Genomic DNA, 14,230 nt, shown 5'->3' on the forward strand with positions numbered 1-14,230 from the left:
CGCTGGCAGGCTAAAACCTGAGGAAAAGGCCCCAAGGGCCCTGGAGTCTGCTGTGGACGCGCGTCTATTCTGCCTCGCCTGCCTGGACCGGCCCGATCCCCGGCTGCTGGAAGCCGCCCTGTGGATCGCGGCCGAGCACCATGAACAGATCGATCCCTCCGCCCTGCTGCACTCGCTGGATGAGCTGGCCCTGCGTCTGGTCGCCACCCTGGATGGCGATGCCAGTCACGCCGAGCGTGCCCAGGCCGTGTTACGGCAACTGTGCGATGCCGGCTTTCGCGCCGCCGAGTGGCCCCTGAATCCCACCGCTGCCCTACTCGATGAGGTTCTGGCGCGACGGCGCGGCCAACCCCTGTCGATCGCCCTGGTGGCCCTGGAACTGGCCCGACGCCTGGAGATCGACCTGCAGGGCATCGGTTTTCCCGGCCATTTCCTGATGCGCGTGCCGGGCGCGGATCATCTGCTCGAACCCTTCGGCGGGCGACGCCTGTACATGAACGACTGCCGCCAACTCCTGGTGGATCAATTCGGCCCCACTGCGCAATTGCAGGCCAGCTATCTGGCGCCCCTGGGGCCGCGGCAGATGATGCAGCGTCTCTCGCGCAATCTGCGTGAATTGCATCGCCAGAGCGACCAGCCGCTGGCCGCGCTCAAGGATGCCCAGCGCGTCATCGAACTGGGAGCGGTCGGGGTCATCGATCATCTGGCGCGCGCCGATCTGTACCGCCAACTCGACTGTCCCCAGGCCGAGCGCTACGACCTGCAGCACGCCCTGCTGATCAGCGAAGACGATGCCGAACGCGAGCAGGTACGGCGGCGGCTGGAGCAATTGAGCGCCCCTTCCGCCACCCTGCACTAGCCGCGTAACAGCCAGAGCACCAGCTGCGCACCGAGCAGATTGCTCAGGCCGGCCAGTACCATGACCAGGCCGGCCACAGTGCCCTCTTCCAGGCCGACCTCGTAGGCCTTGCTGGTGCCCACGCCATGGGCGCCCATGCCGAACAGGGCGCCACGGGCCAGCGCCGACTTGAGCGGCAGCAGCTTGATCAGCAGGCTGCCGAGGATGGCCCCACCCAGTCCGGTGATCATCACGAAGGCCGCGGTCAATTCGGGGACGCCGCCGACGGTCGCGGACATCGGCATGGCGAAGGGGGTGCTGATGGAGCGCGGCAACATGGACAGCAGCACCTGGTCGTCGAGCAGCAGCAGCCGGGCCAGCAGCCAGGAACTGCCGATGGCCACACCGCTGCCGACGCAGAGTCCGGCCAGCAGCGCCTGCCAGTAGTGCGCCAGCAAGCGGCGTTGCTGCCAGATCGGCACGGCGAAGGCCACTGTCGCCGGTCCCAGCAGGGTGATCAGCCAGTGGCTGTAGTGGGCGTATTCGGCATAGCTCACCTGCTGCCAGAGGGTGGCGGCATAGAGCAGCACCGTGACGAAGATGATCGGACTGACCACATACCAGCGCAACCGGGCATAGAGCAGTCGACTCACCACATATCCCGCCACCGTCAGCAGCAGCCAGAAGAGTCCGGGCAGATCAAGCATCGCGACGCCCCCGGCGGCGGAACATCCAGTCCACGGTATAGGCGGTGGCGACCATCGTCAGCACGGTGCTGAGCAGGATCGCCAGCAGGATGCGCACGCCCTCCTGCCGCAGCAGCGGGCCATAGTCGAGCAGACTCAACAGCGCGGGAATGAAGAACAGCAGCATCTCACCCAGCAGCAGACGCACGCCACCCTGCAACCATTCCGGCTCGACGAGGCGCGCGGCCAGCAGCAACAGCAGCATGGCCAGCCCTACCACACCGCCCGGTACCGGCAAGGCGAAATAGGTGGCCAGCCAGGTACCCACGCCCCACAGCGCGCCCAATCCGCACAGCTCCAGAGCCAGGCGCAGATATCTATTCACCCAGGGCTCCATTTCAAACAGTCATCAGGCGCTCAAGGATACCGAGGCTGAGGGGACGAAGACAGCAAACCGGGCCAGGCGGCGGGATCAGGACGGGTAAAGCAGCTTTGCCGCCTGGGCAAGATCAGCCCAGCGCGGCGATGACCTCGGCGACCCAGCGCTCGGCATCTTCGTCCGGCGTCACCGTTTCGCTGGCGTCGATGCGCAGCATGGGCAGCAGTTCGCGCAGCCCCAGCTCGGCGAACAACTCCTGCATCAGCTCGCCGCCGCCACAATAGGTGTCGCCATAGCTGGAATCACCCAGGGCCAGTACCGCGCCGGGCCGTCCGGACCAGGGCGGCAAACGATCGCGCAGCTGGAAATACAGCGACTCGAGATTGGCGGGCAGTTCGCCCATGCCGGTGGTGGAGGTAATGGCCAGCAAGGCTTCGGGTGCGAAGGCCTCCAGGCTGGCAAGATCGGCATTGGGCTGGTGCCAGACCTCATGGCCTGCCGCGCTCAGCCGCGCCTTCACCTGACGGGCGATATCTTCCGCGGTGCCATAGACCGAGCCATTCAACAGTGCGACTTTCATACAGACCTCTTGCGTGGAATCCCGCCCAGTATGCCTGGCCCGGCAGGGCTTGGCGCTCCGTCAGCAAGACGCCTCCGCTGGCAACCCCCGCTGCAGCCAAGGGTCTCAAGGCTTGTTATGCTAGCGCCGCCTGCTACCCCCAGGCGTTTTCGCCACCTGTCCGCCTACCCGGCGGCATGACGGCATCCGGCCTATCCGGCCCGATCGCCCGGAGTTGGAGCATGAATCAGCCTGTTACCCTCATGGTCGCGCGGCGCGTCGCGGCCGGCCAATACGACGCCTTTCTGGTCTGGCTGCGCGAAGGCGAAGCCCTGGCCACCGGGTATCCCGGCTATCTCGGCTCGGGTGTCCTTACCCCGCCACCGGGCGACAACCTGGTGCAGATCATCTTTCGCTTCGCCTGCCCCCAGACCCTCGACGAGTGGGAACACTCGGACACCCGGCGCCTCTGGCTGGAGCGTGGCCAGGGCCTGTTCGAAGCGCCCCAGGCACGACGGGCTCAGGGCATGGACGACTGGTTCGGTGCCGGCCTCCAGCCGCCGCCGCGCTGGAAGCAGAGCATCGCCGTCTGGCTGGCGTTCTTTCCCATCTCCCTGCTGTTCAATGCCGCCTTTGGCGATTATCTGGCGCATCTGCCGTTGCTGCCACGCATCCTGCTGAGCACCCTGATCCTTACCCCAGTGATGGTCTGCGTCTTCATTCCCCTCATCACCCGGGCGTTGAAGGGCTGGCTGCACAACGCCTCATCGCGGGCCAATGGCTGGCGAGGCAGCGCTCGCTAGGTCGATAGCGGATCAGCCTGCATCCTGACGAGTCGAATGCGTACAATAGCGGCCAGCCTCATGACCGCTTCGCTCATCAGGATCGGGTACCCTTCATGTCCGCAACCCTTCCCCTTCTGGTCACCGGTGCCAATCGCCGCGTCGGTCTCGCCTTGACCCGCCGGCTGCTGGCCGAGGACCAACCCGTCATTGCCGTCTATCGCGACGATCCCGGCCCCTTGCGTGACCTCGAGCTCGAAGCCTATCAGGTCGATCTGACCGAAGAGGCGCAGCGTGACACCCTGCTGCAGCAGCTCCATGAACGTCACCCCGCACTGCGCGGTATCGTGCACAACGCCTCGGTCTGGGCTGAAGATGGCCTGGACAATCTGCGGCTGCTCTATCGCCTGCATCTGGAAGCGCCCTATCACCTCAACCTGGGCCTGCAAGATCTGCTCTTGGCCGCACCCCGGGCCGACATCATCCATATCGGCGACGACAGCGCGACCCGTGGCAGCCGCAATCACATCGGCTACGCCGCCACCAAGGCCGCCCTGCACAATCTGACCCTGTCCTTTGCCGAGGCCCTTGCCCCCACGGTGCGGGTCAACACCATCGCGCCAGGGCTGCTGATCTTCAAGGAAGGCGCCGACGAGGCCTATCGCCAGGCGACCCTGGACAAGGCGCTGCTGGATTTCGAACCCGGCGCCGATCCCATCGTGGATACCGTGCTCTATCTGCTGTCGACCCAATACGCGACCGGCAGCACCTTCACCGTCAACGGCGGGCGCCACCTGCGCCATGGCCGTCGCTAGCAAGAGGAATCAGTCATGACCGAACAAGACCGCCTGGAACTGGAGGCCGCCGCCTTCCGCACCCTGGTCGAGCACCTGCGCAAGCGTACCGATGTGCAGAACATCGACCTGATGAATCTGTCCGGCTTCTGCCGTAACTGCCTGTCCAAGTGGTACAAGGCCGCCGCCGACGACAAGGGTCTGGAGCTGAGTCTCGATGACGCCCGCGAAGTCGTCTACGGCATGCCCTACGCGGACTGGAAAGCCCAGCATCAGACCGAGGCCTCCCCGGCCCAGGCCGCGGCCTTCCAGGAGCAGCAGCGCAAATGAGCGACCTCTCCCGCTTTCGCGCCAGCCTGGCCCAGGGCGATCACGCCTTCGCCGACACCCTGGCCTTCGTCGCCGAGCACTACCACTACCAGCCCACCGCCTTTCGCAACGGCGGGGTGGACAATGCCGCCGGCCAGAACGAAGGCTCCTGCAAGACCCTGGGTCTGGCCAAGCTCGAAGGCCTGAGCGATGAGGAAGCCCTGCTGGCCTTTGGCGAGCACTACCGCAGCGTGCTGCAGACGCCGGAGGGCAGCGATCACGCCAACATCCGCGCCCTCGTCGCGCATGGCCTGGCCGGCGTGAGCTTTCAGGGCGAGCCCCTGACGCGTCGCTAGACCTTTCGGCGATCATAAAAAAAGCCCTGCGAATGCAGGGCTTTTGCTTGGGACCGGGCTCAGACGGCAGCCGCAGGTCTCATATAGGAAATGGGTGCCAGACCGGAGTCTTCGAAGGTCACCACTTCCCAGGCATCACGATCGGCCAGCAGCGCACGCAGCAGGCGATTGTTCATGGCATGGCCGGACTTGTAGCCGCGGAATTCGCCGATGAGGCTCTTGCCGAGCAGGTAGAGGTCGCCGATGGCGTCGAGGATCTTGTGCTTGACGAATTCGTCTTCGTAACGAAGGCCGTCTTCGTTGATCACACCCTTCTCGTCCACCACGATGGCGTTGTCGACGCTGCCACCCAGGGCCAGGTTGTGCGAACGCAGGAATTCCAGGTCGCGCATGAAGCCGAAGGTACGGGCACGGCTGACTTCCTTGAGGAAGGAGGTGCTCGAGAAATCCACCGAGGCCTTCTGGGTGCGGTTGTTGACCACCGGATGATCAAAGTCGATCTCGAAGGTCACCTTGAAGCCGTCGAAGGGCACGAAGGTGGCGCGCTTGTCACCGTCGACGACGCTCACTTCACGCTTGATGCGGATGAATTGCTTGGCCGCTTCCTGTTCCTGCAGACCCGCGGACTGGATCAGGAACACGAAGGGACCGGCGCTGCCGTCCATGATCGGGACTTCGACCGCGGACAGCTCGACGTAGGCGTTGTCGATACCCAGACCGGCCATGGCCGACAGCAGGTGTTCAACGGTACCGACCTTGACGCCACTGTCACTGAACAGGTTGGTCGACATGGTGGTTTCACCCACGTTCTCGGCCCAGGCCGGGATTTCCACGACCGGATCGAGATCGGTGCGACGGAACACGATCCCCGTATCGACGGGAGCCGGCTTCAGGGTCAGGTACACCTTCTCCCCGGAATGCAGGCCGACGCCGGTGGCGCGAATGGTGTTCTTGAGGGTGCGTTGTCTAATCATGCCAGGGCCGCTCGGTCGCAGGGTGCGAATGGTGTTCAACGAAGTCGCGATGATAGCAGAAGCGAAAATCGATGCCCACTAATCACACCCTGGCTTGTGATATACCCGATCAATCAGCCTGACGACGCAGGAAGGCCGGGATGTCCAGGTAATCCAGGTCGTCGTTGGGATTGACCTTGGTCGCCGCTGCCGAGCCGCCATGCTGCTGGCTGCCACGACCGGAGCGCATCGAGGTCGGGTACTTGAGGTCGTCGTAGTTGACGGGAGCGGTTTCCTGACGGGCAGCGGCCAGGGTCTGAGCGGTGTTGTCCACCACCTTGACCGGCTTCTCGATGCGCGCGCCCAGGCCGGTGGCGACCACGGTGACGTGCAGCTCGTCGCGCATTTCCGGATCGATTACCGCGCCAACCTTGACGGTGGCGTGTTCGGAGGCGAAGTCCTCGATGATCTCGCCGACGGCGGCGTATTCACCCAGGGACAGATCCAGGCCAGCGGTGATGTTGACCAGGATGCCGCGAGCGCCGTGCAGGTTGACGTCTTCCAGCAACGGATTGCGGATGGCGGCTTCGGTCGCTTCGCGCGCACGGTTCGGACCGCTGGCATGACCGGTACCCATCATGGCCATGCCCATCTCGCCCATCACGGTCTTGACGTCGGCGAAGTCGACGTTCATCAGGCCGGGACGCTGCATGATGTCGGAGATACCGCGAACGGCGCCGGCGAGAACGTCGTCAGCCTTGGCGAAGGCGGCCAGCAGGCTGGCGTCCTTACCCAGAATGGTCAGCAGCTTCTCGTTGGGGATGGTGATCAGCGAGTCGACGCATTCGGACAGGGAGCGAATGCCTTCGTCGGCGACCTGCATGCGCTTGCGGCCTTCGAAGGGGAACGGACGGGTGACCACGGCAACGGTCAGGATACCCATTTCCTTGGCCACTTCAGCGATGATCGGCGCGGCACCGGTACCGGTGCCACCGCCCATGCCGGTGGTGATGAAGACCATGTCGGCACCTTCGAGGACTTCGGCGATGCGCTCACGATCTTCCATGGCCGCCTGGCGGCCGATTTCCGGGTTGGTGCCGGCACCCAGACCCTTGGTGACGCCTGGGCCGAGTTGCAACACGGTACGGGATGTGACGTTCTTCAGGGCCTGGGCGTCGGTATTTGCACAGATGAATTCGACGCCTTCAACACCGCTTTTGACCATGTGGTTGACGGCGTTGCCACCGCCACCGCCCACGCCGATGACTTTGATCACGGCGCTTTGTGGAATGTTGTCTACGAGTTCGAACATGGTCCCCTCTCTTCCTTTCGGATCTTCGCCTACTGCCGCGGTTTAATTGTGAATTACAAGTTGCCCTGGACCCAACGCTTCATGCGTTCCAGGACTGTGGATTTGGTTTCGCTGCTATATCCGCCAGAAACAACCGGCAAAGGATCGGTCTGCTTTTGCAGACCATAGAGCAACAGGCCGACGCCTGTGGAATAGATCGGGTTGCTGATTACGTCAGTCAGACCCTTGACCGTCTGGGGCACCCCCAGGCGTACCGGCATATGGAAAATCTCTTCCGCCAGTTCGACCGCGCCTTCCATCTTCGCAGTACCACCGGTGAGTACGATCCCAGCGGGGATCAGATCCTCGTAACCACTGCGGCGCAGTTCCGCTTGCACCAGTGTGAATAGCTCATCGTAACGGGGCTCGACCACTTCCGCGAGGGCCTGACGCGACAATTCTCGCGGCGGACGATCACCCACGCTGGGCACCTTGATGGTTTCGCCCGGTCCAGCCAGTTTCGCCAAGGCACAAGCATACCGAATCTTGATTTCTTCGGCATATTGCGTCGGGGTTCTCAAGGCCATGGCAATGTCATTTGTGACTTGGTCGCCAGCAATGGGTATTACCGCCGTATGGCGGATGGCGCCTTCGGTAAAGATGGCTATGTCGGTAGTGCCGCCACCGACATCCACCAGGCAGACGCCCAGTTCCTTTTCGTCGTCGGTCAGTACCGAATAGGCCGAGGCCAACTGTTCCAGAATGATGTCGTCGACTTCCAGGCCGCAACGGCGAACACATTTCTCGATGTTCTGCGCGGCGTTGACGGCGCAGGTCACCACATGGACCTTGGCTTCCAGGCGCACGCCGGACATGCCCAGGGGCTCGCGTACCCCTTCCTGGTTGTCGATCACATAGTCCTGGGCCAGGGTGTGCAGTACGCGCTGGTCGGCGGGAATGGCCACCGCCTGGGCGGCATCGAGCACCCGCTCGATGTCCGCAGGACTCACTTCACGGTCGCGGATCGCCACGATACCGTGGGAATTCAGGCTGCGGATGTGATTGCCGGCAATACCGACGAAGGCCGAATGGATCCGGCAACCGGCCATCAGCTGGGCTTCTTCGATGGCCCGCTGGATGGAGGCGACGGTGGACTCGATGTTGACCACCACGCCCTTCTTGAGCCCGCGCGACGGATGGGTGCCGATCCCGACGATCTCGATCTGACCATCGGAAGACACCTCGCCGACCAGAGCCACGACCTTGGAAGTGCCGATGTCGAGGCCGACGATCATCTTGCCGCTTTGCACGCTTGCCATAGTAAAAAACTTCTCCTCAATGCTTGGCCGGTTCGGTCACGGGGGTGGCGGCGACAGCGGGATCACGCCAGGCCACGGCCAGACCGTTCGGATAACGCAGATCGATCCGCGCGATATTGTCCATCTGTGCCTTGAGCACCTGATCGTACAGGCGCATGAAGCGCCGCATCTTTTCCACCAGCTGGTCACGGCCGAACACCAGTTCCAGGCCCTGACCGGTGGTGAGGTACCAGCTGCCACGCTCGTGCATTTCCAGGCGCGCCACGGTGTAACCGAGCGGCCGGAGCATCTGGCTGAACATCTGGTACTGCTGCATCACTTGCTGCTGGGCCCGCTTGGGGCCGTACAGCCGCGGTAGATTGTCATAGTTGGCCAGATCCTGCGGGGCAAAAGCCTCACCCTGGTTGTTCAGCAGCGCCTCGTCGCCCCAGCGGGCGATGGGCATCTGCTCTTCCAGGCGGATGCTGATCTCGTCCGGCCAGACGCGGCGCACCTCGGCATGGGCGATCCACGGCATGGTTTCCAGTTCATGGCGCATGTCGGCCAGGTCGACCTGGAAGAAGGTGGTGCCGACGAAGGGCGCGATCCGCTGCTGCACCGCCGCCTGGCTGATGTAGGAGAGATCGCCCTTGACGCTGACCTTGGCGATCGGCCGGTCGGCATAGGGCAGCAGCCGCTGGGCGCCTTCATAGGTGCCGAAGCCCAGCCCCAGCAGCAGGAACGGCCAGAGGATGCGCTTGAGCAGACCCAGGCTGGGACGCGGCAGGCGCGTCGACAGCGGCTCTTCGGCGACCAGGCGACTGGCTCCGCGTTGCTCGACGTTGCGCGACCGACCGAAGCCGGGCTGGTTGTGACGTAGGGTGGCGACCAAGGTTCAGCCCTCCACGTGCGTGCCGGCAACAGCGGCTGCCGGCAAGGGGTTGTACGGATGACGGCTCATGCCGAACTCCCGGCGGTCGCAGCGGTGGCGAACAGCGGGTGGTTGAGCAGTTGCGGTGCCAGCGCGCCGATGTCGCCCGCGCCCTGGCAGAGCAGGATGTCGCCCGGGCGCAACAGCGGCTTGACCAGCGGGGCGATGTTGCTGCCGCGCTCCACATAGATGGGATCGAGCTGACCGCGCTGGCGGATGCTGTGGCAGAGCTGGCGGCTGTCGGCTCCAGGAATGGGTTCTTCGCCGGCCGGATAGACTTCCATCAGCAAAAGGACGTTGGCATCGGCTAGCACCTGGACGAAGTCTTCGTAGAGATCGCGAGTGCGACTGAAGCGGTGCGGCTGATAGACCATCACCAGCCGGCGCTCGGGCCAGCCACCGCGCACGGCCTTGATCACCGCGGCGACTTCGCGCGGGTGGTGACCGTAGTCGTCCACCAGCATGACGCTGCCACCGGCGACCGGCAGTTCGCCATAGACCTGGAAGCGCCGCCCTACGCCCTGGAAGCCGGACAGGCCATTGAGGATGGCCTCGTCACTGACGCCTTCATCGGTGGCGATGGCAATGGTGGCCAGGGCGTTGAGCACGTTGTGCACGCCCGGCATGTTGACCGAGACCGCCAGGGGCGCGCGGCCCTCGCGCAGCACGGTGAAATAGGTGCGCATGCCGTCCTGGCGGATGTCCACGGCCCGGACGTCGGCGTCCTCGGCGGTGCCGTAGGTGACGGTGGGCCGGGCGACCTGGGGAATGATCTCGCGCACCACCGGATCGTCGACGCAGAGCACGGCCAGGCCATAGAACGGCAGGTTGTGCAGGAAGTCGACGAAGGTGCGCTTGAGCCGGTTGAAGTCACCCTCGTAGGTGCTCATGTGGTCGGCGTCGATGTTGGTGACCACGGCAACCATGGGCTGCAGGTGCAGGAAGCTGGCGTCGCTCTCGTCGGCCTCGGCGATCAGGTAGCGGCTGGTGCCGAGCTGGGCATTGGTACCGGCGGCATTGAGGCGGCCGCCGATGACGAAGGTCGGGTCCAGGCCCTCGGCTGCGAACACCGAGGCGATCAGACTGGTGGTGGTGGTCTTGCCATGGGTACCGGCGACGGCGATGCCGTGGCGATAGCGCATCAGCTCGGAGAGCATCTCGGCGCGGGGCACCACGGGAATGCGCTGCTCGAGGGCGGCGGAGACCTCGGGATTGGATCTGTTGATGGCGCTGGACACCACCAGCACGTCGACCTGATCCAGATTCTCGGCGCGGTGGCCGATGTAGATGCGCGCGCCGAATTGCTGCAGGCGCGCGGTAACCGCGGATTCCTTGAGGTCCGAACCCGAGACCTCATAGCCCAGGTTCAGCAGCACCTCGGCGATGCCGCACATGCCGACGCCGCCGATACCGACGAAGTGGATGCGGCGGATGCTGCGCATGCGCCGAACTTCGGCCTGAATGGCACTTTGCGACTTAACCACGGGCAACCTCCAGACAGGCGTCGACGACTGCACGGGTGGCATCGGGTTTGGCCAGGGCACGGCTGCGAGCGGCCATGCCGGCAAGACGTTCGGGATGCATCAGGACCTCGGTAAGCTGCGCGGCGAGATCCGCCGGGCGGGTGGAATGTTGCGGCAGCACCACACCGGCACCGGCGCGCTCCAGGAAGCGCGCATTGCTGGTCTGGTGGTCGTCGATGGCGTGCGGCAGGGGGATCAGCAGCGCCGGCAGACCGGTGGCGGTCAGCTCGGCGACGGTCAGGGCGCCGGCCCGGCAGATCACCAGATCGGCCCAGGCATAGGCGGCGGCCATGTCGGCGATGAAGGGCTGGACATCGGCCTCCACGGCGACGTTGGCATAGCGCTCGGCGGTCACCTCGGCGTGCTGGCGACCGGCCTGGTGGCGGACCTGCGGGCGAAGTCCGGCCGGCAGTTGCGCCAGGGCGTCGGGCAGCAGCTTGTTGAGCGGCTCGGCGCCCAGGCTACCGCCCAATACCAGCAGGTTGGCGGCGCGCTCTTCCAGCGGCGCACGGGTCACCGGGGCGAAGAGTTCGGCGCGCACCGGATTGCCGGTGGACAGGCGTTTGGCGGACGCCGGGAAGGTGTCGGCAAAGCCTTCGCAGACCCGCGCCGCCATGGGTACCAGCAGGCGGTTGGCGGTGCCGGCATGGGCATTCTGTTCGTGAATCACCAGTGGGATGTTGCACAGCTTGGCGGCCAGGCCACCGGGACCGGTGACGAAGCCACCCAGGCCCAGCACGCAGACCGGCTTGAGCCGGCGCATGAGACCCATAGCCTGCAAGAGCGCACCGCTGAGTTGCAGCGGCGCCTTCACCAGAGAGCGCACGCCCTTGCCGCGCAGGCCAGTGACCGGAATGTGGTGCAGGCTGATGCCGGCCTTGGGCACCACGTCGTTCTCGATGCCGCGCGGCGTACCCAGCCAATGCACGGTATAGCCGCGGGCTTCGAATTCACGGGCGCAGGCCAGGGCCGGGAAGACGTGCCCGCCGGTGCCGCCGGCCATGATGAGGACGTTAGCGGACATCGGCGAAATCCTCTTCGGTGAATTCCACATCCTCGGTATCCACCAGGGTGCGTCTCTCCCACTCGATGCGCAGCAGCAGGCCCATGCTCACGCAGCAGATCACCAGGGAGCTGCCGCCGTAGCTGAGGAAGGGCAGGGTCAGGCCCTTGGTCGGCAGCAGGCCGACGTTCACGCCGATGTTGATCAGGAACTGGCCGATCCACAGCATCGACAGGCCGTAGGCCACATAGGCCGAAAAGAACTGCTTGGACTGCTCGGCCCAGTGACCGATGAACAGCCCGCGCACGCAGACGAAGAGGAACAGGCCGACCGTGGCCATGGCACCGATCAGTCCCAACTCTTCGGCCAGCACGGCGAAGAGGAAGTCGGTATGGGCTTCGGGCAGATAGAACTGCTTCTGGATGCTGTTGCCCAGGCCGAGACCGGTCCAGCCGCCACGACCGAAGGCGATCAGCGCCTGGGTCAGCTGGTAGCCGGAGCCGAACTGGTCGGCCCAGGGATCGGTGAAGGTGATCAGTCGCTGCATCCGGTAGGACTGGGTTTGCACCAGGACGAACACCGCCAGCACGGCCAGGGCGACCATCATCAGGAAGCGGAACAGACCGACGCCGCCAAGGAACAGCATGGCACCGGCGGCGCCCATCATCACTACGGTGGCACCGAAGTCGGGTTCGCGCAGCAGCAGCATGGCCATCGGCAGGAGCACGATGAAGGGCTTGAAGAAGCCGGCCCAGGTGTGGCGCACCTCATGCTGACGACGAACCAGGTAACCGGCCAGATAGAGCACCACGAAGACCTTGGCGATCTCCGAGGGCTGCACGTTGAAGATGCCGAAGCCGATCCAGCGCAGGGAACCGTTCACCTCGCGGCCGATGCCGGGCACCAGCACCGCTACCAGCAGGAGGAAGGCGATGATCAGCAACGGAAAGCCGAAGCGCTGCCAGGTGGCCATGGGAATCAGCATCACCACGCCGCAGGAGACGAAGCCGATCGCCAGGTAGACCAGGTGGCGGTACATGAAGTACAGCGGATTGCCCGACTGGGCGGCGGCCACCTCGGAGGAAGCCGAAGTCACCATCACCAGGCCGAGGCCGAGCAGCAGCAGGCAACCCGCCAGCAGCGGGAAGTCCAGGTCGATGCCGTGGCGGCTGGCCAGCGGCGAGGGATAGGGACGCAGCAGGCTGAGGATCATGACAATGCTCCTACGGCCTGGGCGAACAACCGTCCGCGCTCTTCGAAGTTGCGGAACATGTCGAGGCTGGCGCAGGCCGGCGACAGCAGCACGGCATCGCCCGGCTGGGCCAACTGGCGGCTTTCATTCACCGCCTCGTCCAGGGTAGCGACGCGCACCTGTTGCACGGTGGCCGGCAGGATCTCGGCGATCCGCGCCGCATCGCGGCCCAACAGCACCACGGCGCGGCAGTGGCGCGCGATGGGCTCGCGCAGGGCGCTGAAATCGGCCCCCTTGCCGTCGCCACCGGCGATCAGTACCAGTTGCCCGGCGATGTCGTCACCCAGGCCTTCGACCGCCGCCAGGGCAGCGCCGACATTGGTGGCCTTGGAATCGTTGTAGTAGTTGACCCCCGCGACCTCGCCCACCCACTGGCAGCGATGCTCCAGGCCCGGGAAGGCGCGCAGCGCCTCCAGCATGGGCGCGAGCGGCAAGCCGGCAGCCTGACCCAGCGCCAGTGCGGCCAGGGCATTGCTGTGGTTGTGGGTACCACGGATCTTGAGTTCCTCGACATCCAACAGGTTGTCGAAGGCCAGCGCCAGATAGCGATGGCCCTCCTCCTCGCGAATGCCGAAGGCACGGAAATCGGGCCGTCCCAGGCCGAAGGTCAGGCGCGGCACGTCATCGCCGATCAGCGGCCGCGACAGCGCATCGTCGCGATTGACCACCACCTGGCGGGCGCCGCGGAAGATGCGGTGCTTGGCCTGGTGATAGGCCGGCATGCCGGTGTAGCGATCCATGTGGTCTTCGCTGAGGTTGAGCACCGTGGCCACCTCGGCGTCGAGTCGCTCGCAGGTCTCCAGCTGGAAGCTCGACAGCTCCAGCACATAGAGTTCGACGTCGTTGGCCAGCAGATCCAGCGCCGGAGTGCCCAGGTTGCCGCCCACGGCGACGCGCTTGCCAGCACGCCGGGCCATGTCGCCGACCAGGGTCGTGACGGTGCTCTTGGCGTTGGAACCGGTGATGGCGACGAGGGGCGCCTTGGCATGACGCACGAACAGATCGATGTCGCCGGACAGCCGCACGCCACGGGCAGCGGCCTCTCGCAGCGCCGGCGTTTCCAGAGCCAGGCCAGGGCTCACATAGAGTTCGGCCGCGCGGCAGAGGAAGTCGGCATCCAGCTCACCGCAACGCACCTCGATCCCGGGATACTGGGTGCGCAGCGTTTCCAGTTCCGGCGGCTGTTCCCGCGTGTCGGCCACGGCAAAGGGCACGCCCCGGCGCGCGAGAAAGCGCACCAGCGACATGCCACTCTTGCCGAGGCCGACGACGATAC

At 65.1% G+C, this 14,230-nt stretch carries 16 protein-coding genes; 5 read left to right on the top strand and 11 right to left on the bottom strand.

What is annotated here, in order from left to right; all coding sequences use genetic code 11:
• Positions 1 to 52 precede the first annotated feature (52 nt).
• Positions 53 to 859, top strand: coding sequence for a SirB1 family protein (locus V6W80_RS18730; protein WP_338545067.1), 807 nt, complete (start codon positions 53 to 55; stop codon positions 857 to 859).
• On the opposite strand, the gene V6W80_RS18735 is transcribed toward V6W80_RS18730, so the two are convergent.
• From V6W80_RS18735 to V6W80_RS18745, 3 genes are all read right to left on the bottom strand, one after another.
• Positions 856 to 1,545, bottom strand: a complete 690-nt coding sequence (locus V6W80_RS18735) for an LrgB family protein (protein ID WP_173148956.1) — start codon at positions 1,543 to 1,545, stop codon at positions 856 to 858. The two genes, V6W80_RS18730 and V6W80_RS18735, sit on opposite strands and share 4 nt — an antisense overlap.
• Positions 1,538 to 1,921: a CidA/LrgA family protein gene (locus V6W80_RS18740; RefSeq protein WP_184290542.1), complete on the bottom strand. Its 384-nt coding sequence runs from the start codon at positions 1,919 to 1,921 to the stop codon at positions 1,538 to 1,540. The genes V6W80_RS18735 and V6W80_RS18740 overlap by 8 nt, the downstream gene beginning before the upstream one ends.
• Before the next feature lie 112 nt (positions 1,922 to 2,033).
• Complete coding sequence (locus tag V6W80_RS18745; RefSeq protein ID WP_017640697.1) at positions 2,034 to 2,483, bottom strand: flavodoxin; 450 nt, start codon at positions 2,481 to 2,483, stop codon at positions 2,034 to 2,036.
• Positions 2,484 to 2,704: 221 nt separating this feature from the next.
• On the opposite strand from V6W80_RS18745, the gene V6W80_RS18750 reads away from it, so the two are divergent.
• The 4 genes from V6W80_RS18750 (at position 2,705) to V6W80_RS18765 (ending at position 4,703) form a co-directional block, all read left to right on the top strand.
• On the top strand, positions 2,705 to 3,265 hold the full coding sequence (locus tag V6W80_RS18750; protein ID WP_026083804.1) for an antibiotic biosynthesis monooxygenase: 561 nt from the start codon (positions 2,705 to 2,707) through the stop codon (positions 3,263 to 3,265).
• A 95-nt stretch (positions 3,266 to 3,360) separates the two neighbouring features.
• A complete protein-coding gene (gene folM, locus V6W80_RS18755) occupies positions 3,361 to 4,059 on the top strand; it encodes a dihydromonapterin reductase (protein ID WP_338545070.1) in 699 nt (232 codons plus the stop codon).
• Positions 4,060 to 4,074: 15 nt separating this feature from the next.
• On the top strand, positions 4,075 to 4,368 hold the full coding sequence (locus tag V6W80_RS18760) for a DUF1244 domain-containing protein (RefSeq protein WP_064307907.1): 294 nt from the start codon (positions 4,075 to 4,077) through the stop codon (positions 4,366 to 4,368).
• Entirely contained in the window at positions 4,365 to 4,703 is a 339-nt protein-coding gene (locus V6W80_RS18765; RefSeq protein ID WP_160923822.1) for a HopJ type III effector protein, read from the top strand. The genes V6W80_RS18760 and V6W80_RS18765 overlap by 4 nt, the downstream gene beginning before the upstream one ends.
• A gap of 59 nt (positions 4,704 to 4,762) precedes the next feature.
• Here the strand turns inward: V6W80_RS18765 and lpxC are convergent, their stop codons facing one another.
• The 8 genes from lpxC to murD all read right to left on the bottom strand — a co-directional run bounded on the left by lpxC (position 4,763) and on the right by murD (position 14,201).
• On the bottom strand, positions 4,763 to 5,677 hold the full coding sequence (lpxC, locus tag V6W80_RS18770) for a UDP-3-O-acyl-N-acetylglucosamine deacetylase (RefSeq protein ID WP_017640702.1): 915 nt from the start codon (positions 5,675 to 5,677) through the stop codon (positions 4,763 to 4,765).
• 109 nt (positions 5,678 to 5,786) lie between these two features.
• Positions 5,787 to 6,968 carry a cell division protein FtsZ gene (gene ftsZ, locus V6W80_RS18775; protein WP_017640703.1) on the bottom strand — a complete coding sequence of 394 codons (1,182 nt, stop codon included), beginning with the start codon at positions 6,966 to 6,968 and terminating at the stop codon, positions 5,787 to 5,789.
• 53 nt (positions 6,969 to 7,021) lie between these two features.
• Positions 7,022 to 8,266 carry a cell division protein FtsA gene (ftsA, locus tag V6W80_RS18780; RefSeq protein ID WP_017640704.1) on the bottom strand — a complete coding sequence of 415 codons (1,245 nt, stop codon included), beginning with the start codon at positions 8,264 to 8,266 and terminating at the stop codon, positions 7,022 to 7,024.
• Between the two features lie 16 nt (positions 8,267 to 8,282).
• Complete coding sequence (locus tag V6W80_RS18785) at positions 8,283 to 9,137, bottom strand: cell division protein FtsQ/DivIB (protein ID WP_017640705.1); 855 nt, start codon at positions 9,135 to 9,137, stop codon at positions 8,283 to 8,285.
• A 65-nt stretch (positions 9,138 to 9,202) separates the two neighbouring features.
• The gene (gene murC / locus V6W80_RS18790) at positions 9,203 to 10,618 is read right to left on the bottom strand and encodes a UDP-N-acetylmuramate--L-alanine ligase (protein ID WP_017640706.1); all 1,416 of its coding nucleotides are present in this window, start codon (positions 10,616 to 10,618) and stop codon (positions 9,203 to 9,205) included.
• A gap of 34 nt (positions 10,619 to 10,652) precedes the next feature.
• Complete coding sequence (murG, locus tag V6W80_RS18795) at positions 10,653 to 11,723, bottom strand: undecaprenyldiphospho-muramoylpentapeptide beta-N-acetylglucosaminyltransferase (protein WP_338545071.1); 1,071 nt, start codon at positions 11,721 to 11,723, stop codon at positions 10,653 to 10,655.
• Entirely contained in the window at positions 11,713 to 12,912 is a 1,200-nt protein-coding gene (gene ftsW, locus V6W80_RS18800; RefSeq protein WP_133862632.1) for a putative lipid II flippase FtsW, read from the bottom strand. Before ftsW ends, murG begins: the two co-directional genes overlap by 11 nt.
• Positions 12,912 to 14,201, bottom strand: a complete 1,290-nt coding sequence (murD, locus tag V6W80_RS18805) for a UDP-N-acetylmuramoyl-L-alanine--D-glutamate ligase (protein ID WP_338547472.1) — start codon at positions 14,199 to 14,201, stop codon at positions 12,912 to 12,914. Before murD ends, ftsW begins: the two co-directional genes overlap by 1 nt.
• Positions 14,202 to 14,230 lie beyond the last annotated feature (29 nt).

The organism is Pseudomonas benzopyrenica (assembly GCF_036884265.1).
Taxonomy (GTDB): domain Bacteria; phylum Pseudomonadota; class Gammaproteobacteria; order Pseudomonadales; family Pseudomonadaceae; genus Chryseomonas; species Chryseomonas benzopyrenica.

Bases quoted from the DNA above. Each gene is read 5' to 3' on its own strand.
- V6W80_RS18735 (WP_173148956.1), bottom strand. From the start codon at position 1,545: ATGCTTGATCTGCCCGGACTCTTCTGGCTGCTGCTGACGGTGGCGGGA.
- V6W80_RS18740 (WP_184290542.1), bottom strand. From the start codon at position 1,921: ATGGAGCCCTGGGTGAATAGATATCTGCGCCTGGCTCTGGAGCTGTGC.
- V6W80_RS18745 (WP_017640697.1), bottom strand. From the start codon at position 2,483: ATGAAAGTCGCACTGTTGAATGGCTCGGTCTATGGCACCGCGGAAGAT.
- V6W80_RS18750 (WP_026083804.1), top strand. From the start codon at position 2,705: ATGAATCAGCCTGTTACCCTCATGGTCGCGCGGCGCGTCGCGGCCGGC.
- folM (WP_338545070.1), top strand. From the start codon at position 3,361: ATGTCCGCAACCCTTCCCCTTCTGGTCACCGGTGCCAATCGCCGCGTC.
- V6W80_RS18760 (WP_064307907.1), top strand. From the start codon at position 4,075: ATGACCGAACAAGACCGCCTGGAACTGGAGGCCGCCGCCTTCCGCACC.
- V6W80_RS18765 (WP_160923822.1), top strand. From the start codon at position 4,365: ATGAGCGACCTCTCCCGCTTTCGCGCCAGCCTGGCCCAGGGCGATCAC.
- lpxC (WP_017640702.1), bottom strand. From the start codon at position 5,677: ATGATTAGACAACGCACCCTCAAGAACACCATTCGCGCCACCGGCGTC.
- ftsZ (WP_017640703.1), bottom strand. From the start codon at position 6,968: ATGTTCGAACTCGTAGACAACATTCCACAAAGCGCCGTGATCAAAGTC.
- ftsA (WP_017640704.1), bottom strand. From the start codon at position 8,266: ATGGCAAGCGTGCAAAGCGGCAAGATGATCGTCGGCCTCGACATCGGC.
- murC (WP_017640706.1), bottom strand. From the start codon at position 10,618: ATGCGCAGCATCCGCCGCATCCACTTCGTCGGTATCGGCGGCGTCGGC.
- murG (WP_338545071.1), bottom strand. From the start codon at position 11,723: ATGTCCGCTAACGTCCTCATCATGGCCGGCGGCACCGGCGGGCACGTC.
- murD (WP_338547472.1), bottom strand. From the start codon at position 14,201: ATGTCGCTGGTGCGCTTTCTCGCGCGCCGGGGCGTGCCCTTTGCCGTG.